Below are 24,134 nucleotides of genomic sequence, written 5' to 3'. Positions count from 1 at the left end.
AACAAGATTGAAATACACAAGATTGCTCCTGATGCAAGCGCTTCTTAATACAAATCATCCAGTTTTAGCTTCAAATACTTTACCACACTCCGGTGTGTGCTTATCAGTGAGATGCCAACGCCAATTACCAGCATACCACCAAACAGCATTAAGTTCAATTGTAAATCGTGAATGGCTTTCAGTTGCGGAATCCAGTTTTCTGCCCATTGAATTAATAAGAACAGCAACAGTATAGCAATGCCAGAGCTAATTAATCCATTAATCACCGCTCTTATATCCATGGGCTTGGTAATGAACTGCCGCGTAGCGCCCACCATCTGCATTGTTTTAATCAAAAACCGGTTGCTGAACATGGCAAGGCGAATGGTATTATCAATGATTACAATTACAATAATGCACAATATTATCGCTACTACCAAAAAGGCAACTCCAAAAGTTTTGGTCTTTTCATTCACAGTATTCACCAGTGTTTGCGGGTAGGTAATATCACTTATCTGGTCGGGATAAGTGCCCAATAACTGGTTGTTTATTTTTTGCAGGCTGTCTTTGTCAAGGTAATCCGCATTGGCATAAAAATCAATGCTTTCAGGCAGCGGATTGTAGTCCAAGATTTTATCCCAGTCTTCGTTGCCATCTTTATTCCACAAAGCTTTTGCTTTTTCCTTATCAATATATTCTACCTTTTTAGCATAAGGCTTCGTGGCAATAAACTGCTGTATCTGTGCAATCGTATCTTTATTCATTGTGCGCAGGTATGCGCTGATGCGAATGTCTTCTTTAAAAGAATTACCTACCTGCCTGAAATTTAAAAAAATCCAGCCCATCACACCTAACAAAAAGAGGATGAGCGATACGCCGATAATACTGTAAATGTAGCTTGCTTTGCTGCGTTTAGAAGAACCTTTGCCAAATTGCGCCATATGTAAAAGCGGTTTTAGAGGTCGGCAAATTTAGGGGTTTCACCTACATTTGCACACATTCTTAACGCAGCTTTTACGCGCTTAGTATGCAGGTGTTAGCCACAAAGTAGCAAAGACACGAAGAATACAGCTGTTTTTTGTTTTTGTGTATAAAAAGAAAACGAAGACAAAAATTTATTCAGTTAAAGAATAAGAGAGGTTGCGGCGAGCATCACATTCCTCAAAAATCTTTTTGTTTTTGAGTCTTTGTGGCAAAAATTAAAAAATAACAATGGAATATAATTTTAGAACAATAGAGCAAAAATGGCAACAGTACTGGGGGGAAACCAATGCCTATAAAGTAAGTAATAACAGCCCCAGGCCAAAGTATTACGTGCTGGATATGTTTCCCTATCCAAGTGGCGCCGGGCTGCATGTAGGTCACCCGTTAGGATACATTGCCTCTGATATTTTTGCCCGTTTTAAAAGATTGAAGGGCTACAATGTGCTGCACCCGATGGGCTACGATGCGTTTGGGCTGCCCGCCGAACAATATGCCATTGAGCACGGTGTGCACCCGGCAGAAAGCACCAAAAAAAATATAGAAAACTTCAGGAAGCAGTTAGATAAAATAGGCTTTAGCTTCGACTGGAGCCGCGAAGTAAACACCAGCGATCCCCAATATTACAAGTGGACGCAATGGATTTTTTTACAATTATTCAAAAGCTGGTATAACCGCGAAAACGACAAGGCTGAGTCTATCGACACGCTGGTAGCCATTTTTGAAAAAGATGGTAATCAGTCTGTAAACTATTACGATGCTGCATTATTTTCTGCTGATGAATGGAATACTTTTTCTGAAAAAGAACAGCAGGATATTCTGATGCAATATCGTCTTTGCTATTGCGGCTATGGCGAGGTGAACTGGTGCGAAGCATTGGGTACCGTACTGGCAAATGATGAAGTAGTAAATGGTGTGAGTGAGCGCGGTGGCTATCCCGTGGTAAAAAGGAAACTACGCCAATGGTACTTACGTATTACTGAATATGCTGACCGGCTGTTGCGTGGCCTGGATAATGTAGATTTTAGCGATGCCATGAAAGACATGCAAAGCAACTGGATTGGTAAAAGCTATGGTGCAGAAATAGACTTTGCCATTCGCAGCGATAAGTTTGCTACGATAGAAGATGAGCAGCGCCGTAAATTGAAAGTATATACGACGAGACCGGATACAATTTATGGTGTTGACTTTATGGTAGTAGCACCCGAGCACGAACTCATAGATTTGCTCACTACCGATGAACAGCGCGAAGCGGTGGATGAATATTTAGCGTATGTAAAAAGCCGCAGCGAGCGCGAACGCATGGCAGAGAAAAAAATTACCGGCGTGTTTACCGGCGGCTATGCCATCAACCCATTTAATAACCGCCATATTCCGGTTTGGATTTCGGAGTATGTGCTGGCTGGCTATGGTACCGGCGCTATTATGGCGGTGCCTTGCGGCGATGAGCGCGATTTTAAATTTGCAAAGCATTTCGATATACCCATTACTAATATTATAGGCGAACATTTTAATGGCGAGGAAGCCAATCCCACCAAAGATGCCATGCTCACCAACAGTGACTTTTTGGATGGTATGCTCATGCGCGATGCAATGAAAGTGGTGATGGATGATCTGGAAGGTTATGGCAAGGGCAAGCGTAAAGTGAACTATAAAATGCGCGATGCCGCATTTAGCCGCCAGCGCTACTGGGGTGAGCCATTCCCGATTATTTGGAAAGATGGTATTGCTTATCCACTGGATGAAAGTGAATTACCATTGGAATTGCCTTATGTAGAAAAGTATGGACCGGGACCGGAAGGGGAAGGTCCGTTGGCGAATGTAAAGGAGTGGTCCCTCATCCCCAGCCCTTCTCCACAGGTGGAGAAGGGGGCGTTGGGAGCAGCGAATGTGCCTAAATACAGCGTTTATACGCCTGCACAATATGAATTGGCAAAACAAATGCGCAAGGAGCATACCGAAGCAGAAGAAATTTTGTGGCAGGCTTTGCGCAACAATCAGTTAGGTGTAAAGTTTAGAAGGCAGCATCCGATTGATGCTTTTATAGTTGATTTTGTTGCATTGCAAAACAAATTGGTTGTAGAAGTGGACGGTGGTTATCATGAAACAGAAGAACAAAAGCTGTACGATGAGAATCGAACAAAAGTTTTGAATGAAATCGGCTTCACTGTTATTCGCTTTACCAATGAAGAAATATTACACAATCTTGATGCTTCTTTAAACATAATCAAAGAAGCCATTAACTTAGAAGTTGCCCCAAATCCCCTCTCCACCCGTGGAGAGGGGCAAGGGGTGAGGGAAACCAACACCATGCCTGGTTATGCCGGTTCTTCCTGGTACTTTTTGCGCTATATGGACCCGCACGATGATGCTATCTTTTGCAGCCGCGAAGCCAGCGATTACTGGAACCAGGTGGACTTATATATTGGCGGAACAGAGCATGCAGTTGGACATTTACTGTACAGCCGCATGTGGACAAAATTCCTGTACGATTTAGATTACATAGGTTTTGATGAACCGTATAGAAGATTGCTGAATCAGGGAATGATACAAGGGAGCAGCCGGTTTGTGTATAGGTTTGAACCTTTGGAAATCTCAGTTAACACATCAAGTCCAATCTTTATTTCACATGGATTATATGAGCAATGGAAGGAAGGAAATTTATCAACCCCCACAATTCTTGACTTACTAAATGAAATAATCCCTAATTACTGTAATAAAGAAAATTATTCTAAAGCGAAAATTTTAATTTCTAAACTTCATGTAGATGTAAATATTGTTGATGGTGTTGAATTAGACATTGAAGCGTTTAAAAAATGGCGTAATGGAGAATATGCAAATGCAGAGTTTATATTAGAAGACGGCAAATATATCTGCGGCATAGAAGTAGAGAAAATGTCTAAATCAAAATTCAACACCGTCAATCCGGATGACCTGGTAAACAAATACGGCGCAGATACCTTCCGCATGTACGAGATGTTTTTAGGTCCGGTAGAGCAAAGTAAACCGTGGGATACCAAGGGCATTGAAGGTGTGCATCGCTTTTTGAAAAAATTGTGGCGTTTGTTTTTTGATGAACTAAAAGGCAAAGTCTGGAATGAAGAAAAAGCTACGTCCCAGGAATTAAAAGTATTACACAAAGCCATTCAAAAAATAGAAGCCGATACCGAGCGCTTTAGCTTTAACACTGCCGTGAGTGCCTTTATGGTATGTGTAAATGAACTGAGCGATTTAAAATGCCAAAAGCGCGAAATACTGGAGCCATTGCTCATTTTACTTACCCCGTATGCACCACATATTGCAGAAGAGTTGTGGAAACAATTAAGCAATCAAAGCAGCGTGCTGGATGCTTCTTATCCAAAACTGGAAGAAAAATATTTAATAGAATCTACCAAAGAATATCCGGTAAGCATCAATGGTAAAATGCGTACTTCAGTAGTGCTGCCTGCCGATGTAGAACAGGAGCAAGCCGTGGAAGCAGTGATGAATAATGAGGTAGTGCAGAAATGGACTGTCGGCAAACAGGTCAAAAAGTTCATTTTTGTAAAAAATAAAATGGTGAATGTAGTAGTATAGGTAATTTTAAGAGAAGCGAACTAAACGCTTAGCCGGTTCCGAACCCTGCCAGCGTTATTTATAGTAAGGCATAGAGCAGCAATTGCTTCTATGCCTTTTTCTTTAGAGGGATATTATTGGTGCAGCATTCAATTTTACAGTTTTGTAACTTACATTTGCAGGCAGTATTTCAAATCCCAATCTTGTTGTATGACGTGGAAACGTGCTTTTACCTCCTCTATTGGTAGAAAAATTGTTATGAGTCTTACCGGTCTGTTTCTTATTCTTTTTTTGATTGTGCATGTGAGTATTAATGCCTGCATTTTCAATACTTTATTTGATGCAGGCGATAAAGGCGATACTTTCAACCGTGCTGCTTATTTTATGGGTTCTACCTTTTTGATCAGAGTAATGGAAATTGGACTGTTCGTCCTGTTTTTCATTCACATCATTCAAGGTTTAATGATTGCCTCCAACAACAGTACCAGGCGCGGTACGCCTTACCAGATAAAATATGGCAACCGTGGCAGTCGCTGGTACAGCCGTAGTATGGGCTTGCTGGGTACACTGATATTGCTTTTCCTTATTGTACATATTGCACAGTTTTGGGTGCCTTCGCGCTTTGGACAGTTAGAAGAAGTGCAGGTGCGCAATGGTACCGCAATGGTACATAACCTTTTCCTCCGCATGGAGCAGGTGTTTTCTCACTTGTGGGTAGTAATACTGTATGTACTGGGTTGCATCTCTTTGGGGTATCACCTGGCGCACGGCTTTCAAAGTGCTTTCCGTACATTAGGTGTGCACAACAAAAAGTATGTGCGTATGCTGGTAGTATTGGGCAACTGGTTCTCCATTCTCATTACTATTGGTTTTATATCTATGCCGGTAAGTATGTACTTCGGCTGGGTGCATCAATAGGTTAAATGTTGAATATTTGTTAGTTGAAAATCGGGAAAAAAATTGCTTACCGGTATAGTAAGTAAATGCTGATAAAGATGGATCATTGAGAATAAGTTTAAAGCGTCTGCTCATTACGTACATTTTAAGCTTCGTTATAAACAATCGCTGAATAATAAGCAGATGTTGAAGTGAGTTCCGCCACTGGCGGTTCCGGAAACCCGATGGCAACACAATAGTTCGTAACATTATAAAATAATAAAGCAAAGGGTGCAGCCCGATGCCTGAAAATATAAACCGCGTTTAGTATGTTGGATTCAAAAATACCGCCGGGAAGGCTTGAAGAAAAATGGACAGATTATAAAGGACATTGTAAGCTGGTAAACCCTTCTAATAAGCGTAAACTGGATATTATCGTTATCGGTACCGGGCTTGCCGGTGCCAGTGCAGCCGCATCGCTTGCCGAGCTGGGGTATCAGGTAAAAGCATTTTGCTTTCAGGATTCGGCACGCCGCGCACATTCCATAGCGGCACAAGGTGGCATTAATGCTGCTAAAAATTACCAGAATGATGGTGACAGTATTTTCCGACTATTTTATGATACAATCAAAGGCGGCGACTACCGCTCGCGCGAATCAAATGTGCATCGCCTCGCCGAAGTAAGTGGCAACATCATAGACCAATGCGTTGCTCAAGGCGTGCCTTTTGCCCGCGAATATGGCGGCTTGCTGAGCAACCGTAGTTTCGGTGGTGTGCAGGTACAACGTACTTTTTATGCAGCCGGGCAAACCGGTCAGCAACTACTCATTGGCGCTTACCAGGCATTGGAAAGACAAGTAGCTTTGGGCAATATAACAATGTACAGCCGTCATGAAATGCTGGAGATTGTAAAAATAGATGGCAAGGCTCGCGGCATCATTGCACGCAACCTCATTACCGGCGAGTTAGAAAGGTATTTTGGTCATGCGGTGCTCATTTGCAGCGGTGGTTATGGCAATGTATTTTACCTCAGCACCAATGCTATGGGCAGCAATGCAACTGCAGCCTGGAAAGCGCATAAACAGGGCGCTTACTTTGGCAATCCCTGCTTTACGCAAATTCACCCTACGTGTATACCGGTAAGCGGCGAACATCAATCGAAGCTGACGCTGATGAGCGAATCGCTGCGTAATGATGGGCGTATTTGGGTGCCTAAAAAGAAAAATGATACCCGCCGCGCCAATGAAATACCGGAAGATGAAAGGGATTATTACTTAGAAAGAAGATATCCTGCCTTTGGTAACCTCGTGCCGCGCGATGTAGCCAGCCGTGCTGCTAAAGAAAGGTGCGATGAAGGCTATGGTGTAGGTACGAGCAAGCAAGCCGTGTATCTCGATTTTGCTGCCGCCGTAATGCGTTATGGTCATATTGAATGTAATAAGCATGGTATTGCTAATCCTTCTGCCGAGCAGCAACGCGCATACGGATTGGAAGTAATTAAGGAAAAATATGGTAATCTCTTCGACATGTATGAAAAGATTACCGGCGAAAACCCTTATGAAGTGCCAATGCGCATTTACCCTGCTGTACATTATACCATGGGCGGCTTGTGGGTAGATTATGAACTGCAAACTACCGTACCGGGCTTGTATGCGCTGGGCGAAGCCAACTTTAGCGATCACGGTGCCAACAGACTCGGCGCAAGTGCCCTGATGCAGGGCTTGGCAGATGGCTATTTTGTAATTCCTTATACCATTGGTAATTATTTGGCCAATGAAATCCGCACAGCGCCTATACCCACCGACCATCCTGCGTTTGTGGAAGCAGAACAAAAAGTAGCAGACCGTTTGAACAGGCTGATGAATATAAAGGGTACCCAAACGGTAGAAAGTATGCACAAGCGCCTCGGCAAAATCATGTGGAACAAGTGCGGCATGGCGCGTAATGCAGCAGGCTTAAAAGAAGCTATTCAGGAAATACGAGCATTGAGGGAGGAATTTTGGAGGGATATACGCATCCCGGGCAGTATAAAAGGGGTGAATAATGAGTTGGATAAGGCAGGGCGTGTAGCTGATTTTCTGGAGTTGGGCGAATTGATGTGTATTGATGCGCTTGACCGTAATGAAAGCTGCGGCGGTCACTTTAGAGAAGAATACCAGACCGAAGAAGGGGAGGCATTGCGCGACGATGAAAATTACATGTTTGTATCTGCCTGGGAATATGCAGGTGATGGCAAATGGAATTTGCATAAAGAAGAACTGAACTACGAAGTGGTTAAGCCAACACAACGTACTTATAAATAAGAGAAGCCCTTCCCTGAAGGGGGCGGGGCAAAAACTAAAGAAATTAACTAAATAAGAAATAAACAGAGCTTTAAAATACCCTTTTAGGGATGGGGGCTTTTTATGGAACATTATACAATGAATCTCACACTCAAGGTGTGGAGGCAGGAAAATAGCACAGCACAAGGGCGCTTTGAAACATACCAGGTAAGCAATATCTCCAGCGAGATGAGCTTCCTCGAAATGTTTGATGTACTGAATGAACAATTGGTAATAGAAGGCAAAGACCCGATTGCATTTGACCACGATTGCCGCGAAGGTATTTGCGGTTCGTGTTCTATGTATGTGGATGGAAAGCCACATGGTCCCTGGCGGCATAATACTGTGTGCCAGTTGCACATGCGTGCTTACAAAGATGGCGATACGATTGTAGTAGAGCCGTGGCGTGCAAAAGCATTTCCGGTAATAAAAGATTTAATGACCGACCGCTCGGCATTTGACCGTATTGTACAAGCCGGCGGTTATATTTCGGTAAACACCGGCAATGCAGTGGATGGTAATGCCACGCCTATAGAAAAGGAAAAGGCAGATAATGCATTTGGCGCAGCTATGTGCATTCAATGTGGTGCATGTGTGGCAGCTTGCCCCAATACTTCGGCTATGTTGTTTACGGCGGCTAAAGTATCGCATCTGGCGCTGCTTCCGCAAGGTCATCCCGAGCGCAAAACGCGCGTGCTGGATATGATAGCACAGCATGATAAAGAGGGTTTTGGTTCCTGCACCAATATTGGCGCGTGTGAAGCAACTTGTCCAAAAGATATTTCGCTGAGCAACATCGCCCGCCTGAATAAAGAATACCGGAATGCAGCTTTGGTAGAATAATAGGAAAGACGGATGAAAATAACACATGCCAGCCTGCAGGCAGACAAGGATGACACGGACTAAAGCACAGATTTTAGACAAAGAATTGGAATTTATGTGTAACCAGATTAATCCACATTATAACTCATTCTTATCCACCATGCCGCTGCGGTATCCTCCGTATCTAAGTAATTCTCACCAATCATTCGTGTAAAAATAATCTGTGCTTTAGTCTGGTCATCCATATGCTAAGCCTCTGCTTTATACAAAGGAATATCTAAGATAAAAGTACTTCCCTTGCCCAATGTACTTTCTACCTTTATTTTTCCCTGATGCGCATCCACTACCTGCTTCACATAGCTCATACCTAAACCAAAACCTTTTACGTTGTGTACGTTGCCGGTGTGGGCGCGGTAGAATTTTTCAAAAATGCGCTTTACGGTTTCCTTACTCATTCCAATACCATTATCCTGCACCTGAATAACCAGATAGCGTGTAGTACAGTGTGTAGTAATTATCAGATGCAGATCTTCCTTGCTATATTTTACTGCATTATCTATCAGGTTATTAATAAGGTTGGTAAAATGCACTTCATCGGCACTGATGAGGTCATTTTTAGCATTCAGATGCAGCTCTGCCGTTCCACCTTTTTCTTCTAACTGTAGCTTAAAACCATTCAGTACTTTTTCGATGACAGCATGTGCATTGAGCGGCGCAAAGTTGAGTTTTAGTTCATTTTTATCCATCAGTGCAGCCTGTAATATCGTTTCTACATGCTTGTTCATACGCTTGTTTTCCTGGCGTATAATGCCACTGAAATAATTGCTTTTTTCGGGATTGCTTTGCACTTTGCTGTTTTGCAGCGCATCCACCGCCAACGATATGGTTGCCAGTGGTGTCTTCAGCTCATGCGTCATATTGTTGATAAAATCGTTCTTTATTTTGCTTAAATTCCGTTGGTTGATAATGGTTTTTACGGTAAGGAAAAAAGCAGCAATAACAATAATGGTAAAAGCTACCGAGCTAAGCAACACCCAGAGCAGCGAGTTACGTACTTCTTTATTAAAATTGGGTACCGAAATATAAATATGTTCAAAGGCTGGTTGGGGAATATCATTATTTACTTCCGACATTACCGGTGTATAAAACGTTCGGCTATTGATAGAATCGTTATACACACTAAAAAAATACTTCGACTGCATTTCCACTTCCATTTCGCTGGCATTGGAAGTAATGGCAAACTCAAAGGGCAGGTTTTTTAAACCCTCTTTGCTGAGTGCTTTTTGCAGCTTTACATATATTTCATTCGTTGTATAGCGCGAGGAAATGAGCGCAGGACGAACGGTAAAATTAAAATCAAACGGAAACAGGTGCATGCCCGAACGCGGTAACCGCATTGCCGGAACTGGCCCCTGGTTGCTTAGCTCACTGGCAACCGAAGAAATAGCCTTTGTTATTTTGATTTCATAATTATCCTGCTGTACCCGTAACAGGTTGTTGAGCCAGGATATCTGGATAACAATAATACCCAGCACCGAGAGCGCAACCAGCACTACAATAACAGGAAATATTTTTTTCATTGCGACAAAATAAAAACAACCTGTCATGTAAACAACAGGGTACAGGTTGTTTATAATCAATTTAACGGCCAAATGATTGTCCTTAACCTGCAAAGAGGAATTATTATCATCTTACAGAGCTGTGTGAGGACTAATAAGCGTAAATTGCTGCTCAGTCTTTTCTTACAACATTATCGCATTCAATACCAAATCCTGCCACATTCACTAATCCGGTTAACTAACGAGCCTTACAGTAATCTTCTTTCTGTTACCTTCACCTTGTGTTAATTTCTCAAGATACATTAGAAGCAATACTACAACAATCTGCAAATACTTTTCATCCGGTAGTGCCTTTTCATCCGGCAGAAGATAAATTATTGCGCATGGATTTTACGGCAACTAATAAAAATATCAAGGAAGAATGGTTATTAAATACCGAAACGTTTTGCAGTTACATAGATACTTTATTACAGCAAAAAAATTGCACGTACGGTATTGGCGGCTACAATGAGTACCGCACTATTTACAGCCGCAGTGATGTATTTGATGCCGGCAGTAGCAGCGAAGAGCCGCGCCGCCTACACCTGGGAATTGATATTTGGGGTAAAGCGGGTACGCCTGTGTTTGCACCGCTTAATGGCACCATACATAGTGTTGCCTTCAACGACCGTTTTGGCGATTATGGTGCTACTATTATAACGCAGCATCAGCTTAATGGCGAGCTGTTTCATATTTTATACGGACATTTAAGCCTTGCTGATTTAACCAATGTAACTGCTGGTAAACACATAACTGCGGGTGAAGTAATTGGTCATTTCGGGCAGCCATTTGAAAACGGTAGCTGGCCGCCGCACCTGCATATTCAGGTAATAAAAGATATGCAACATAACATTGGTGATTACCCCGGCGTATGTCGCTACAGTGAACGGGAAGTTTACCTGCACAATTGCCCCGACCCCGACTTCATTTTAAGAATGATGCAGTACGCTCAATAGCATAGGATGAAATTTGAATAATGATTGGACTGATAAAATGCGCCGGTGAAACTGATTCATCCACTTAATAAATTCTTTCTTGCACGCGCTGCAACCGTGCTATTTATATGCTCAAATGATTTGTGCAATTCTTGTAATTCACATTTGAGCAATTCGTGTATAAAAATCCGTGCTTAGTCCGTATCATCCCTGTCTGCCGACAGGCAGGCGTGTGCCGTAAACTGTTCAACCAGCAATTTCCATTCTTCCGGCAGACTTACATCAGGCATTGATTCACCAGCTCTGTTGTACCAATAATTTGCATTCCATTGGTCGCCTTCTACGCGATGCAAATAGGCATGTACACGAGCGGCTGTTTTATCCGAAAGATGATCTACCAAACTATGCGCTTTGTTCCAGTTGCCCTTGGCATCGTACCACAACGCTTGCAGATAAACCGATGCATCTTTTGGCGGCTGGTTTTGTGTAAGACTTTCTTCAAATTTTTGTAATGCAGACATACAATAATTTTAGCGTTTTTCTATCTGGTGGTAAAAGCCACCAAAGTTGTTTTTTTGCATCGCTTCTTCGTTAAAGAAGTCGTGCGGAAAGCCAAGTTCTATGGCACTGATGGCATTCAATCGTTCCATAGCTTCAACTGGCAAGATTATATCAATAACTTTCAGGTTATCTTCCAACTGGCTCAGCTTTGTAGCACCCACAATGGGTATGCAGTGAAAATCTTTTTGCATCGTCCACTTCAATGCCACCTGTGATGGCTGCACGCCCAGTTCATCAGCTATAGCAATCACCTCCCTGGTGATGCGTTCACTCCTTTCATTCAGCCGGTTGCTGCCTTCTTTCAATCGCCCACGATCGCCGCGCAGGTATTTGCCGGTGAGCGCGCCGCCGGCCAGCGGTGCCCAGGGTGTTACGGTTATTCCAAAATGTTTTGCCATGGGCAGCAACTCTCTTTCGGGTGTGCGTTGCAGCAAACTATATTCTATTTGCAGGGCAATGAATTTGCTCCAGCCCATCAGTTCCGCCATAGTGTTGGCTTTTGCCACAATCCAAGCCGGCGTATCGCTGATGGCGGCATAGTTTATTTTGCCTTGCCGCACCAAATCATCTAATCCGCGCAATACTTCATCTACCGGCGTCAAAAAATCCCAGGTGTGCAAATAGAGCACATCAATAAAACCAGTATTCAACCGCTTCAGGCTCGCTTCCACACTGCGCATCATGTTTTTGCGGTTATTGCCGCTGGCATTTACATTCGTCAGGTTATCGAACAACGAGTATTTGGTAGCAATCACAAATTGGTCGCGGTCGCGGTGGGTTACAAATTCACCAATAATTTTTTCGCTTGTGCCTGCTTTATAAAAATTGGCAGTATCCAAAAAGTTGCCGCCAGCATTGGCAAAGGCTTCCATAATGCTAAAGCTCGTTGCTTTATCCGCGCCCCAGCCGTTTTCGGTTCCGAAGCCCATGGTACCAAGGCATAGCTCGGATACTTTTAAGCCCGAAGTGCCTAAGAGTTTATACTTCATTGAATTTTTTTTAAATAAATATGAACTACACAAAGATAACTGCTAACATTCCATTGCCTGACGCAGGAGTGGCATTGGAGCACAAAAGTTGATTGAAGCTATATAGTTTACAATTTATCCGTTATCCTCATAGAAGTTCGCCCATCTGCTATTAGGATAGACAAGTGATAGCGGTATTTCTTTACTTCTTACTGCTAAATATTCCATTCGTATCTTTAGTATCAGGGTAAAAAGATCTAAACTGATTTGTCTGTCCTACCTGAATCCAAATCCTTCCACAATTTTCACACTCATAGATAGTTTGTGTTTTGTTAGCAAGATAACTTGTAAGGAGGTCGTGTATCATTTGTGACTTATTTAAATCTGTTGGATAACCAGGTAAAAATTTTCTTTTATCCATTCTGATTTTTTCCCGTTTTTTCCGCTTCCATAAGTGCGTCAATATTATCGGTATGGACATCCGACACATTGTAAATTTCTATCTCTGGTAAGATGTATCCCTTGAACGGAATATTATCTTTTTGGTCAGCAAGCGTGTGTCCACATTTACATCTTAGCTTACTCATATGTTTTTATTGAAATAGCCGCTTGTTATTGGTTTAAACCAGCCGCTAAGCTATTATATTTGTACCTTATCTTTACTGCATGACGCTTACCAGTTTATTGATTACAGCATCGGCGGCACTGCTGCTCATTATGCTTTTTGCAGGTGTAGAAACGGCTTTCATCAATGCCAACCGGCTGGGTATTGAACTAAAGAAAAAACAAGGGCGCCGCAGCGGCATTATCCTATCCAACTTTATAGAGGAGCCGGGAAAATTTATAAGCGCCTCTGTTGCCGCAACCGTTATTTTTATCACCATATTTTCGTTGTTGGTAGCCTGGATATTGCAAATAAGCCTGTGGACAGTGCCTTTTTTTGCGAGTATAGAAAATGAATACCTACGGCTGTTTATTGATGCATTGGTAGCCATCTCCATTGTACTGTTTTTTGTAGAGTACATTGCCAAAGCCATTTTCAAGGCAAAAAGCGATACGCTGCTTTCTTTCTTTGCCCCTGTAGCCCAATTTTTTTACCGTATTTTTTATCCTGTAGCTACTATTTTTATTGCTATTGCACAAGGCATTTTAAAGTTTTTATTCAATGTAAGAATAAAAGACAACGACCCTTTTGCAAAAGCTGATATTGAGCATTTTTACCAGCAAAGCAAAGAGCAGGATGAGGAAAATCCCGATCGCAACAAAGAGTTGTTTGAAAATGCGCTCTCACTGCCAATGGTAAAAGTGCGCCAGTGCCTGGTGCCGCGTACCGAAATTGAAGCGGTGGACATTCATACGTCCATTGCTGCAGTAAAAGAAAAATTAATTGAAACCAGGTTGAGCAAAATGGTCGTATATAATGGTAACCTCGATAATATTCTGGGCTACGTGCATCAGTTGGATTTATTTAAAAAACCTATTGATATACAATCGGTGTTGCTGCCCATACCTGCGGTGCCTGAGAGTATGAGCGCCACCGATCTCATCAATAAATTTTCGCGAGAACGGAAAAGTATAGCATGGGTGGTAGATGAGTTTGGCGGCACTGCCGGCATAGTAACAATGGAAGATGTACTGGAAGAAATTTTTGGCGATATACAGGATGAATACGATACAGAAGAACTGGTGGACAAGCAGTTGAGCGAAAATGAATACATTTTTTCGGGGAGAATGGAGCTGGATTACCTGAATGAAAAGTATGATTTTGATTTTCCTGAGAATGAGGCGGAAACACTTTCGGGCTATATTATAGAGCAGTACAAAAGTATTCCGCGGCAAAAAGAACGCATTATCATTGGGCGCTATGAGTTTGATGTGCTGAATGTAGGCAATACCCGTATTGAAACTATTAAAATGAAAGTATTGCGTTAACAACTGCACCCATACCTTTGCAACCTTTAAGACTGTTTTTTACCTAATGGCAAACTCTTTATTAAACCGCGGCGGACATGCAGATTCCGCGGAAATGTCTTTTATAGATCATCTGGAGGCGCTTCGCTGGCATATTATCCGTTCGGTTATTGCCATAGTTATTGTAGCAGGTGTTATTTTTTATTATCATGAGTGGGTGTTCGATTATATTATTGCCGGCCCCATCAACCCTGATTTTGTAAGTTATACTGCACTTTGCAAGTTCAGTCACTGGCTACATACAGATGCACTTTGTCTCAATGGCATCAACATAAAGATGCAGACCACTACTTATGGTGGCCAGTTTTTGGGTAGCATCAGTATGGCGCTGGTAGGTGGCGTTATTGGCGCTTTCCCCTATATATTCTGGGAGTTCTGGCGCTTTGTGCGTCCGGCTTTAAAGCCTAAAGAGTTGCGTAATACCCAATTCATCATTTTTTGGGTGTCTTTCTTCTTTTTTTTAGGCGCAGCCTTCGGCTATTTTGTTTTAGGTCCGTTCACTTTCAATTTTCTCGCATCGTTTAATATCGGCGGATCGGGCTTGCTGGTAACGCAACCTACCTTAGACGATTATTTAGATAATCTTACCAATATTATTTTGGGTTGCGGCTTAGCGTTCGAACTTCCGGTGCTGGCTTCAGTACTTACGCGTATCGGGCTAATCACCCCTATGCTTTTGCGCAGCTCGCGCAAGTATGCCATTGTAGTTATTCTTATCGTATCGGCAGTTATTACACCCAGTCCCGACTGGATAAGCCAGCTCATTGTATTTACGCCTCTTTTCCTGCTTTATCAGTTAAGCATCATTGTATCTGCCCGCGTGTATAAGCGCGACCAGGAGGAGGAGAAGAAAGAATGGGAATAATTTTTTAATGAATAGAAGTAACTACAAAGGCTAAGCTTTTCAACAAGCTTAGCCTTTATTATTAAAATGATTCTCTAACGCCAGCGTTTTATCAGTAGCCTCAATATTATTCAGTGCTTACTAAATTCAACTTCACAAAACTAAACAGCACCTTTTCATACCTTCAGGTAAGACATAATTCCTGTGAGTTGAATATTCACAATTGACAATTCACCATTCACAACTCACAATATTTTCACCCTTTCGCCGCATAATTATTCCGCATTGCCGTATTTGCAAAAAACGGAACAAGTTGGCGTTTATATTTGCGCCGCGCAATCTTATCACCGGCAAAGTGGATTGTTGTTTGCTATCACTACACACATTTGACTTTTTTATAACCAATCAATTTTATCATGATAACCAATCGAGTGAAAGGACTTTTATTTTTTTTGGGTATAATGACAGCACTATACTCCAATGCTCAAACTTCCAGTTACGACCAGCACGAAGCATTTGCGCCGATGTTTTATCCTATGTATGGCGATGAAGTAAGAGCTGCCGATGGTACGCCGGGACCTAAATACTGGCAAAACCGCGCCGATTACAACATTGACGCAAAGCTGGATGATTCGCTGCAATCTATCAGTGCTACAGTGCAGATAACTTACACCAACAACAGTCCGCAAACACTGCCGTATGTATGGCTTCAATTGGATCAGAACATTTACAACCAGCAGTCGCGCGCGGTGGCGGCAACCGCTATTGGCGGTGGCAGATGGGCAAACCGCAACAGCTTCAACGGTGGTTACAACATTCAATCGGTAGAAGTGGTCCAAAACGGCAAAGCGCAGAAAGCCGATTACCTCATCAGCGATACACGTATGCAGGTAAAGCTGGCAAACAGCATTAAAGCGCAAGGCGGCACCCTGCAATTGAGAATCAGCTACAATTTTGACATTCCCGAATACGGTACCGACCGCATGGGCAGATTAAAAACGCAGAATGGCTGGATAAATGAAATAGCGCAGTGGTACCCGCGTATGTGCGTGTATGATAATGTAAATGGATGGAATACCCTGCCATATCTTGGACAAGGAGAATTTTACCTGGAGTATGGCGATGTTACCTATAGCATTGATGCACCGGCAAACCAGATCATTGTTGGGTCGGGCGAATTATTAAACCCCAAAGACGTACTCACCCCCGAACAAATAAAAAGATGGCAGCAAGCAGAAAACAGCGATAAAACGGTAATGCTGCGCACTGCTGCCGAAGTAACCGATCCATCTTCACGCCCTACCGGCAAGAGCCGCGTTACCTGGAAATTCAGATGCACTAACACGCGCGATGTAGCCTGGGCCTCTTCGGCTGCTTTTGTGTGGGATGCTGCACGCATGAATTTGCCCGGCGGCAAAACAGCATTGGCTATGAGTGCTTACCCGGTAGAAGTGGCACAAGACACAGCCTGGAGCCGCAGCACCGAATATGTAAAAGGTGCTATTGAATTTTACTCCAAATATTTATACCCTTTTACCTATCCTACAGCTACCAACGTAGCGGGTATTGTAGGCGGCATGGAATACCCCGGTATTGTGTTTTGCGGCTGGAGGGCCAAAAAAGGTGGTCTTTGGGGCGTAACGAGCCACGAATTTGGGCACAACTGGTTCCCGATGATTGTAGGCAGCAACGAGCGCAAGTTTCCGTGGATGGATGAAGGCTTTAATACCTTTATCAATAGCCTTGCGGACAGTGCTTTTAATAATGGCGAATATTTAGATAGTAATGCTGCTAATCATCTGCGCTATGCAAGGTATTTCTTCCACGATAGCAGCGAAAGCATCTTTACCGTACCCGATATAACGCAACCACGTAACCTTGGGGCAGTAGCGTATAGTAAGCCCGGCATGGGTTTGACCTTGCTGCGCGAAAGTATTTTAGGCAGAGGCAGGTTTGATAGTGCCTTCAGTTTCTATGTGCATCAGTGGGCATTTAAGCACCCTACGCCATACGACTTTTTCCATTGTATAGAAAACTACAGTGGCGAAACACTGGATTGGTTTTGGCGTGGCTGGTTTATGAACCAGTGGAAAATAGATTTGGCTGTAGAAGACATAAATTATATAGGCAGAAATCCGGCTAATGGCAGTATTATTACCATTGCCAGCCTGGGGCAATTGCCAATGCCGGCTACAGTGGAAGTGACCGAGGCGAATGGCAAAACCAACCGTGTGCAGTTGCCGGTAGAGGTATGGCAGCATGGCGGCACCTGGAAGTTTAAGTATAACTCAACCAGCCCGATAACCAAAGTGGTGATAGACCCGGATAAAAGTTATCCTGATGTAAACAGGAGCAACAATTTCTGGATATCAGAATAAGTGTTTTACTGCTGATATAAATAAAAACACCCGGTAATATGCCGGGTGTTTTTATTTGGGTGATTACATTGATTTTAGTTTTTTCATAAACGTACCAAAGGCAGGAGCCAACGCTTTAAATAAAGAATATTTTCTGTTTTTTTGCATCACTTCACTAAATAGTTTTAACCCAAGAGCAAATTCAGCCGCCTCATTTTTATTGTTGAATATATTTTTCGCCTGTATTATTTCGATGATTGAGAATACATCATCATAATTATTGGACTCCGGTTGCAGAGGCTTATGTACCGCCCTGCTCCTTTTAACGTAGCAAAATGCTGTAATGTAACTTTATTGCTGTAATGTAATTTTATATTAATGTGCCCGCTTCTCCATAATATGTTTGTTGATTTAAGAAAAGAAAGTATAACGCCGTATAAAAACATACATCCTTTTATAAAGCAGTATCACTATTTGAAACCAAGATTCCTTTTTGTACACCACTTTATTGTATTATTGTTTCAATATTTTGCAAATATGAAATACCGTTTATTATCCTTATTAGCACTAACCACAACCATGAATGTACTTGCACAAAAGCCCGGCGCCTTTACAGGCACCTATCCAACCACAAAAACAGTAGTACAAACCGATGATTTTTTTGGCACCACCGTAAGCGATCCTTATCGCTGGCTGGAGAATGATACTGCTGCAGATACAAAAGCCTGGGTGAAAGAACAGGTGGCTAATACCAAGGCTTATTTATCGCAAATACCCTTCAGAGATGCCATCAAAAAACGCCTTACAGCATTGTGGAATTACGAAAAGTTTTCAGCCCCGTTCAAAGAAGGTAAATACACCTATTTTTATAAAAATGACGGCTTGCAAAACCAATCCGTTTTATATAGACAAACAGGAGAAGGGGAGCCCGAAGTGTTTTTAGATCCTAACCAGTTTTCTGCTGATGGCACTACTTCGTTGGCTGGTATAGACTTCACAAAAGATGGTTCGCTGGCGGCTTATCAAATATCGGAAGGTGGCTCCGACTGGCGCAAAGTAATTGTGCTGGATGCCGTTACCAAACAGCAAATTGGCGATACCTTGATGGATGTAAAGTTCAGTGGAATTGCATGGAATAAAAACGATGGCTTTTACTATAGCAGTTACGATAAGCCAAAAGAAGGCAGTCAATTATCGGGCAAAACGCAGATACATAAATTGTATTATCACAAGCTGGGCACGCCACAAAGTGAAGACAAACTTATTTTTGGGGGCGAAGCTACGCCGCGCCGTTATATTGGTGGCTATGTAACCGAAGACCAGCACTGGCTCATTATTTCTGCGGCGAATGCAACGTATGGTAATGAATTGTATTTGCAGGATTTAACTAAAGCAGCTGCGCCTATTATTCCTATTGCTACCGGTTACGATTTTGAGCAGGGCGTGGTGTATAGTCACAATGGAAAATTATACATTGCTACCAATCGCAACGCACCCAACCGCAAGCTGGTAGTTGTAGATGCGGCAACACCTACGCCCGAATACTGGAAAGATCTGATACCCGAAGCAAAATTTCCATTGGATATTTCTACCGGTGGCGGAAAGTTTTTTGCACAGTACCTTAAAGATGCGGTTTCGGAAATAGAGCAATATAGTTTGGATGGTAAAAAAGAAAACACGATAACGCTTCCGGGTTTGGGCACGGCAAGTGGTTTTAGCGGAAAGGAAGAGGAGAAAGAAGTGTACTACACTTTTACTTCGTATGTGTACCCGGCTACCATTTTTAAATATGATATTCCTACTGAAAAATCTACTTTATATAAGAAGTCAGGCGTTAATTTCAACCCTGATGATTATGAAAGTAAACAGGTGTTTTATACCTCGAAAGATGGTACTAAAATACCCATGATTATTACGCATAAGAAGGGACTGCAACTCAACGGTAAAAATCCAACCATGCTGTATGGTTATGGTGGTTTCAACATCAGCCTTACACCAGCCTTTAGCGTAAGTAATATTGTGTTTTTGGAGAATGGTGGCGTATATGCTGTACCTAATCTTCGTGGTGGTGGCGAATACGGCGATGCGTGGCACAATGCCGGTACCAAACTGCACAAGCAAAATGTATTTGACGATTTTATTGCAGCCGCCGAATTTTTAATTAAAGACAATATTACTTCCAAAGATTATTTGGCTATTTCCGGTGGCTCGAATGGCGGCTTGCTTGTGGGCGCCTGTATGACGCAACGCCCCGATTTGTACCGCGTGTGCCTGCCAGCAGTGGGCGTATTGGATATGTTGCGTTATCACAAGTTTACGGCGGGTGCCGGTTGGGCTTACGACTATGGCACAGCCGATGACAGTAAGGAAATGTTTGAATATTTATACCATTATTCACCGGTGCATAATGTAAAAAAAGGTACTTGCTATCCGGCAACGATGGTAAGCACTGCTGATCATGATGACCGTGTAGTGCCTGCACATTCCTTTAAGTTTGGTGCAGCATTGCAAGCGGCACAAAGCTGCGATAATCCGGTGCTGATGAATATTGAGACGAAGGCTGGTCATGGTGCGGGCAAACCTACTTCTATGATTATTCAGGAGCAGGCAGATAAATGGGCATTTACGTTGTACAATATGGGATTGAGTTATCCGCAATAAGTAAATTTTGATAAAAGAAAAGCCCGCTTTAACGCGGGCTTTTTAGTTGCTTATGACAGTATTTTTCTGATGTGTTCATTTTCTTCATCTGCATTTACCAGCTTGCCACCATCCTGATAGTATTGCTATTGTTTATCTAATTCAGTCCAGAAAGTTGCTGTGTATTCCCATCCGCCTGTTGCTAACTCTTCTTCAAAGAGTATATAGATTGCTTCTGCTTTTTATCTGCTGTTTTATGAATAGATTGATGCAGCTTTTGGCGAGCATTTGCAGCATCATAGCTACAACTTTAAACGGCTTTATTCCTAAACTGCCTTATCTCCCCTCCTTCTTCAATCCTCTTATTGCTTCAATAAACCTATTAATGTCTTCTTCCTGTATATCAAAAGAACATATCAGTCTTGCTTCGTTTATTGCTTCGTCCCAAATATAAAATGGCATTACACTTTGTAAAGCATCATACCAGGGTTTAGGTAAAATGGCGAATACGGCATTGGTATCTACCGGCTGCGTAATTTGAACTTCTTCAAATTGTTGCAAGCCTTTCGCCAGCAGCTTTGCCATGGCATTGGTATGCGTGGCTATTTTTTTCCATAAATCATTGCTTAGCATTGCTTCAAACTGGCAGGAAATAAAGCGCATTTTGGAAGCCAGCTGCATACTGCGCTTCAGCAAATAGCCGCTTTCGTTGTATAAGTCTTTATTTAAAAAAATAACTGCTTCGCCTATCATCATACCGGCTTTGGTGCCGCCTAATGACACTGCATCTGCACTTGCTACCGCTTCTTTTAAGCTACAGTCCAGTGCCACCGCCGCATTAAACAATCGTGCGCCATCAATGTGTACATATAAATTGCTTTTTCGTGCAATAGCTACCAGTTCTTTCATTTCTTCTAAGGTATAAACAGTACCATATTCAGTAGGTTGCGTAATGGTTAGCACTTTAGCCTGCGGAAAATGTATATCGCCAATCCGCGTAATAGCTTGCTCCAATTCCTGCGGAATAATTTTGCCGTCTTTTGTTTTTACCAGTAATAAACGACACCCGGTAAAAGCTTCTACCGCTGTGGATTCGCTTACAAATACATGTGCCATATCGGAACAGATGATGGCATTGTAAGAGCGCGTCATTGTACTTAATGCAAATACATTGGCGCCAGTGCCATTCAGCACAAAATGTATTTCGGCATCCTCACCAAATTGTGCTTTCATAACCGCTCTTGCTTTGGCTGTATAATTATCATTGCCATACGAGCGTTGATGCCCGCTGTTACATTGGATAATGGCATTTAAAATATCGGGATGAACGCCTGCATAGTTTTCGCTCGCAAGTGACAAATAGGTATCCTTCATAAGTATTGGCGTATTTAAAAATAATACGCAAAAGTAGGTGGTGGCGAATACGTTTTGCAAAAGCTGTTTAGATAGCAAAATGCAAACGATTTTACCTGTTATGACACTTATAATAAAACATGGTGATATCAGCCGAGACTTTTTCTTTTACTCAGCAACATCCATCCGCCTACGGCAGCAGTAAGCAGAATGGCTGCGGTGGTAATACGTTTTCTGCGCACTTCCGCATCAGCCGGCGAGTTCCAGCCACCGTAAATGCTGGTGCCATATTCTACGGGTTCAAACACATTGCCGCTGGATGGCAAGGCCGGTTCGGCATTTTTAAAGTAAGTGGTAAGCACGGTAGCAGCAATGCGCCTTGTAAGTCCGGGTGCCAGTTGATAACCCAGTTTGATTAAAGGCGACAAACCCGTTACCATAGAAGAAGGCTTTGGCTGCTGTGCCAGTTTTACCATAGCTTTTGCTATGCGCATCGGATCGAAAACAGGCGGTGCAGGCTTGAGTATAACACCTGTATAATTAGCCGCATGTTGTGTGCCAGGCGTATCCAGAAAAGCAGGATATAAATTGCATATATGAATATGTTTATAGCCATACAATTCGCCACGCAACGCCTCTGTAAAAGCACGCACACCATACTTGCTGGCAGAGTAGGCAATGCCATATGGCACCGGCATATAACCGCCAATAGATATGTTGTTGATAAGAATGCCTTGCTGTTGTTGCTTAAAATAAGGCAGTGCAGCATAAGCGCCGTATAAATAGCCTAATAAATTAGTTTCTATCACGCGCTTGTGTACTTCTACAGGCGTATGTGTAAACTCGCCTACGGCAAGCACCGCGGCATTATTAACCCATACATCTAATGTACCACCAAATGCAGCAGCTTCGGTAGCCAATGCTTTTACAGCATTGGCATCTGTTACATCGGTGGGAACGGTTTTAACGCTGGCACCAAATGTTTCGCATTCGGCAGCAATATCGTTTAATGCTGCTCCGTTGCGGGCTGCCAGTATAAGCGTGCATTGACGCTTTGCGAATTCGAGTGCAGCAGCGCGGCCGGCACCACTGGTAGCTCCGGTAATCACTACTACTTTTTCCTGCAATGGTTTATTGAAGCCTGTAGCCATATAATAATGTATTTAGCAGCATACATCTGTACAACATTTGAGCCATTAGCTAAATGGTATCTTTTGTTTTTTGTAAGTACCAATAAATAAAATAATACTGAATGAAGCATGTATGAAGGGCGCCTGTGGCATAAGCGATATGCTGGTTAATTGTATTGTTATTAAGAATGTTTATATAATAGCGAGTTAATTAAACGACTTCACGATAATAGATAATGTTATCTGTTTAACACAGTTTTAGATAAGTGTCATTAAATTAAAATCAGCGTGTAACATCCTATATACAAATGATTCATTAACCAATAAAACACTTAAATATGAAAAAGATTTTACACGCCATCCATAACTTCTTCAGCATCGAAAATGGTTATGTTGTTTTGCCAAGCAATATTTAATGGAACTCGGTTGATCTGCTTAAAAGCGTGGAATAATAAGCTGTTCAAAGTGGTGGATATGCCTTAAAAACAAGGTTCTGAACCGTTTAAAAAGTTTAGAACCTTTTTGCGTAGAACAGCCTTTCTCACCCGTCTTTTGCCACTAAACTTTTTTATCTTTCCGGTGTTCACTTATTGTTTTGTTATGCGTACGGATGAGGCAATTTTGTATCTTTTAAAATAATTATTTCCCTATTCTTAAACCTAAAAAACATGGCTTACAAACACAAGATTATCCGTAATGTAAAAACAGGGCAAGACATTTGTTTTTTGCAAACAAGTAAAGATACCAATGGTGCGCTCCTCGAAATGGAAGCTATCTTTAGTGCCAACTCCAAAGAGCCTGTAGCGCACTATCACCCCAGCCAGCACGAAGACTTTAAAGTATTGGCAGGACAAATAACTGTTAGAATAAACGGCGAACTAAGCGTGTTACGGGCAGGCGAGCAACTGCATATAGCTCCAAACACCGTGCATGCAATGTGGAATGATTCGGATGAAAAAGCAGTGATGAACTGGCAAATAAGACCAGCACTTAATTTTGAATACTTTTTTGAAACACTGTCGGGGCTGGCTGCTGATGATAAAACCGATGCAAACGGAAGACCCGGCATATTGCAAACAGCGCTTACTGCCAGCAATTTCTCAAATGTATTCAGGATAGCAAAACCTGCTTATGCCATGCAAAAAATAATATTCATGCTGCTTACGCCATTTGCTTACATGACCGGTTACAAACCCATGTATAAGCAATATCTGGACTAACGAAACCTGCACAATTTATGCTG

Annotated in this window: 17 protein-coding genes; 10 read left to right on the top strand and 7 right to left on the bottom strand. The window is 42.4% G+C overall.

Annotated elements, in window-relative coordinates; translation table 11 throughout:
• Positions 1-44 precede the first annotated feature (44 nt).
• A complete protein-coding gene (locus tag FC093_RS04555) occupies positions 45-920 on the bottom strand; it encodes a cell division protein FtsX (RefSeq protein WP_137260557.1) in 876 nt (291 codons plus the stop codon).
• A gap of 271 nt (positions 921-1,191) precedes the next feature.
• On the opposite strand from FC093_RS04555, the gene FC093_RS24210 reads away from it, so the two are divergent.
• The 4 genes from FC093_RS24210 to FC093_RS04515 all read left to right on the top strand — a co-directional run bounded on the left by FC093_RS24210 (position 1,192) and on the right by FC093_RS04515 (position 8,555).
• Positions 1,192-4,536 (top strand): leucine--tRNA ligase, encoded by a 3,345-nt coding sequence (locus FC093_RS24210; RefSeq protein ID WP_240743182.1) that lies wholly within the window; start codon positions 1,192-1,194, stop codon positions 4,534-4,536.
• A 189-nt stretch (positions 4,537-4,725) separates the two neighbouring features.
• Positions 4,726-5,433, top strand: a complete 708-nt coding sequence (locus FC093_RS04525) for a succinate dehydrogenase cytochrome b subunit (protein ID WP_137260556.1) — start codon at positions 4,726-4,728, stop codon at positions 5,431-5,433.
• A 287-nt stretch (positions 5,434-5,720) separates the two neighbouring features.
• A complete protein-coding gene (locus tag FC093_RS04520) occupies positions 5,721-7,694 on the top strand; it encodes a fumarate reductase/succinate dehydrogenase flavoprotein subunit (protein ID WP_137260555.1) in 1,974 nt (657 codons plus the stop codon).
• A 117-nt stretch (positions 7,695-7,811) separates the two neighbouring features.
• Positions 7,812-8,555 (top strand): succinate dehydrogenase/fumarate reductase iron-sulfur subunit, encoded by a 744-nt coding sequence (locus tag FC093_RS04515; RefSeq protein WP_206106501.1) that lies wholly within the window; start codon positions 7,812-7,814, stop codon positions 8,553-8,555.
• Positions 8,556-8,782: 227 nt separating this feature from the next.
• Here the strand turns inward: FC093_RS04515 and FC093_RS04510 are convergent, their stop codons facing one another.
• The gene (locus FC093_RS04510; RefSeq protein WP_137260553.1) at positions 8,783-10,114 is read right to left on the bottom strand and encodes a sensor histidine kinase; all 1,332 of its coding nucleotides are present in this window, start codon (positions 10,112-10,114) and stop codon (positions 8,783-8,785) included.
• A 260-nt stretch (positions 10,115-10,374) separates the two neighbouring features.
• On the opposite strand from FC093_RS04510, the gene FC093_RS04505 reads away from it, so the two are divergent.
• A complete protein-coding gene (locus FC093_RS04505; RefSeq protein ID WP_240743181.1) occupies positions 10,375-11,088 on the top strand; it encodes a peptidoglycan DD-metalloendopeptidase family protein in 714 nt (237 codons plus the stop codon).
• Positions 11,089-11,261: 173 nt separating this feature from the next.
• Here the strand turns inward: FC093_RS04505 and FC093_RS04500 are convergent, their stop codons facing one another.
• Positions 11,262-11,588 (bottom strand): hypothetical protein, encoded by a 327-nt coding sequence (locus FC093_RS04500; RefSeq protein ID WP_137260552.1) that lies wholly within the window; start codon positions 11,586-11,588, stop codon positions 11,262-11,264.
• Between the two features lie 9 nt (positions 11,589-11,597).
• Positions 11,598-12,617 (bottom strand): aldo/keto reductase, encoded by a 1,020-nt coding sequence (locus tag FC093_RS04495; protein WP_137260551.1) that lies wholly within the window; start codon positions 12,615-12,617, stop codon positions 11,598-11,600.
• Between the two features lie 645 nt (positions 12,618-13,262).
• On the opposite strand from FC093_RS04495, the gene FC093_RS04490 reads away from it, so the two are divergent.
• The 3 genes from FC093_RS04490 to FC093_RS04480 all read left to right on the top strand — a co-directional run bounded on the left by FC093_RS04490 (position 13,263) and on the right by FC093_RS04480 (position 17,789).
• Positions 13,263-14,528 carry a hemolysin family protein gene (locus FC093_RS04490; RefSeq protein WP_137260550.1) on the top strand — a complete coding sequence of 422 codons (1,266 nt, stop codon included), beginning with the start codon at positions 13,263-13,265 and terminating at the stop codon, positions 14,526-14,528.
• Between the two features lie 46 nt (positions 14,529-14,574).
• Positions 14,575-15,432, top strand: a complete 858-nt coding sequence (tatC, locus tag FC093_RS04485; RefSeq protein WP_137260549.1) for a twin-arginine translocase subunit TatC — start codon at positions 14,575-14,577, stop codon at positions 15,430-15,432.
• Positions 15,433-15,827: 395 nt separating this feature from the next.
• On the top strand, positions 15,828-17,789 hold the full coding sequence (locus FC093_RS04480) for a M1 family metallopeptidase (protein WP_240743180.1): 1,962 nt from the start codon (positions 15,828-15,830) through the stop codon (positions 17,787-17,789).
• A 63-nt stretch (positions 17,790-17,852) separates the two neighbouring features.
• Here the strand turns inward: FC093_RS04480 and FC093_RS24540 are convergent, their stop codons facing one another.
• The gene (locus FC093_RS24540) at positions 17,853-18,113 is read right to left on the bottom strand and encodes a DUF3861 domain-containing protein (protein WP_137260656.1); all 261 of its coding nucleotides are present in this window, start codon (positions 18,111-18,113) and stop codon (positions 17,853-17,855) included.
• Between the two features lie 192 nt (positions 18,114-18,305).
• Between FC093_RS24540 and FC093_RS04470 the strand changes: the two genes are divergently transcribed.
• Positions 18,306-20,429 (top strand): prolyl oligopeptidase family serine peptidase, encoded by a 2,124-nt coding sequence (locus FC093_RS04470; protein WP_137260548.1) that lies wholly within the window; start codon positions 18,306-18,308, stop codon positions 20,427-20,429.
• 315 nt (positions 20,430-20,744) lie between these two features.
• On the opposite strand, the gene FC093_RS04465 is transcribed toward FC093_RS04470, so the two are convergent.
• The gene (locus tag FC093_RS04465; protein WP_137260547.1) at positions 20,745-21,782 is read right to left on the bottom strand and encodes a threonine aldolase family protein; all 1,038 of its coding nucleotides are present in this window, start codon (positions 21,780-21,782) and stop codon (positions 20,745-20,747) included.
• 128 nt (positions 21,783-21,910) lie between these two features.
• Positions 21,911-22,912, bottom strand: coding sequence for an SDR family oxidoreductase (locus FC093_RS04460; protein ID WP_137260546.1), 1,002 nt, complete (start codon positions 22,910-22,912; stop codon positions 21,911-21,913).
• A gap of 647 nt (positions 22,913-23,559) precedes the next feature.
• Between FC093_RS04460 and FC093_RS04455 the strand changes: the two genes are divergently transcribed.
• On the top strand, positions 23,560-24,111 hold the full coding sequence (locus FC093_RS04455; RefSeq protein ID WP_137260545.1) for a cupin domain-containing protein: 552 nt from the start codon (positions 23,560-23,562) through the stop codon (positions 24,109-24,111).
• Positions 24,112-24,134 lie beyond the last annotated feature (23 nt).

The organism is Ilyomonas limi (assembly GCF_005233845.1).
Classification (GTDB): domain Bacteria; phylum Bacteroidota; class Bacteroidia; order Chitinophagales; family Chitinophagaceae; genus Ilyomonas; species Ilyomonas limi.
The sequence above is the reverse complement of the archived record's forward strand: the minus strand, read 5'-3'. Positions and strand labels throughout refer to the sequence as shown.

Excerpts from the sequence above, each read along its gene's own strand:
- FC093_RS24210 (WP_240743182.1), top strand. The coding sequence starts at position 1,192 with ATGGAATATAATTTTAGAACAATAGAGCAAAAATGGCAACAGTACTGG.
- FC093_RS04520 (WP_137260555.1), top strand. The coding sequence starts at position 5,721 with ATGTTGGATTCAAAAATACCGCCGGGAAGGCTTGAAGAAAAATGGACA.
- FC093_RS04490 (WP_137260550.1), top strand. The coding sequence starts at position 13,263 with ATGACGCTTACCAGTTTATTGATTACAGCATCGGCGGCACTGCTGCTC.
- FC093_RS04510 (WP_137260553.1), bottom strand. The coding sequence starts at position 10,114 with ATGAAAAAAATATTTCCTGTTATTGTAGTGCTGGTTGCGCTCTCGGTG.
- FC093_RS04455 (WP_137260545.1), top strand. The coding sequence starts at position 23,560 with ATGGCTTACAAACACAAGATTATCCGTAATGTAAAAACAGGGCAAGAC.
- FC093_RS04480 (WP_240743180.1), top strand. The coding sequence starts at position 15,828 with ATGATAACCAATCGAGTGAAAGGACTTTTATTTTTTTTGGGTATAATG.
- FC093_RS04515 (WP_206106501.1), top strand. The coding sequence starts at position 7,812 with ATGAATCTCACACTCAAGGTGTGGAGGCAGGAAAATAGCACAGCACAA.
- tatC (WP_137260549.1), top strand. The coding sequence starts at position 14,575 with ATGGCAAACTCTTTATTAAACCGCGGCGGACATGCAGATTCCGCGGAA.
- FC093_RS04525 (WP_137260556.1), top strand. The coding sequence starts at position 4,726 with ATGACGTGGAAACGTGCTTTTACCTCCTCTATTGGTAGAAAAATTGTT.
- FC093_RS04555 (WP_137260557.1), bottom strand. The coding sequence starts at position 920 with ATGGCGCAATTTGGCAAAGGTTCTTCTAAACGCAGCAAAGCAAGCTAC.
- FC093_RS04500 (WP_137260552.1), bottom strand. The coding sequence starts at position 11,588 with ATGTCTGCATTACAAAAATTTGAAGAAAGTCTTACACAAAACCAGCCG.
- FC093_RS04470 (WP_137260548.1), top strand. The coding sequence starts at position 18,306 with ATGAAATACCGTTTATTATCCTTATTAGCACTAACCACAACCATGAAT.
- FC093_RS04495 (WP_137260551.1), bottom strand. The coding sequence starts at position 12,617 with ATGAAGTATAAACTCTTAGGCACTTCGGGCTTAAAAGTATCCGAGCTA.
- FC093_RS04465 (WP_137260547.1), bottom strand. The coding sequence starts at position 21,782 with ATGAAGGATACCTATTTGTCACTTGCGAGCGAAAACTATGCAGGCGTT.
- FC093_RS04460 (WP_137260546.1), bottom strand. The coding sequence starts at position 22,912 with ATGGCTACAGGCTTCAATAAACCATTGCAGGAAAAAGTAGTAGTGATT.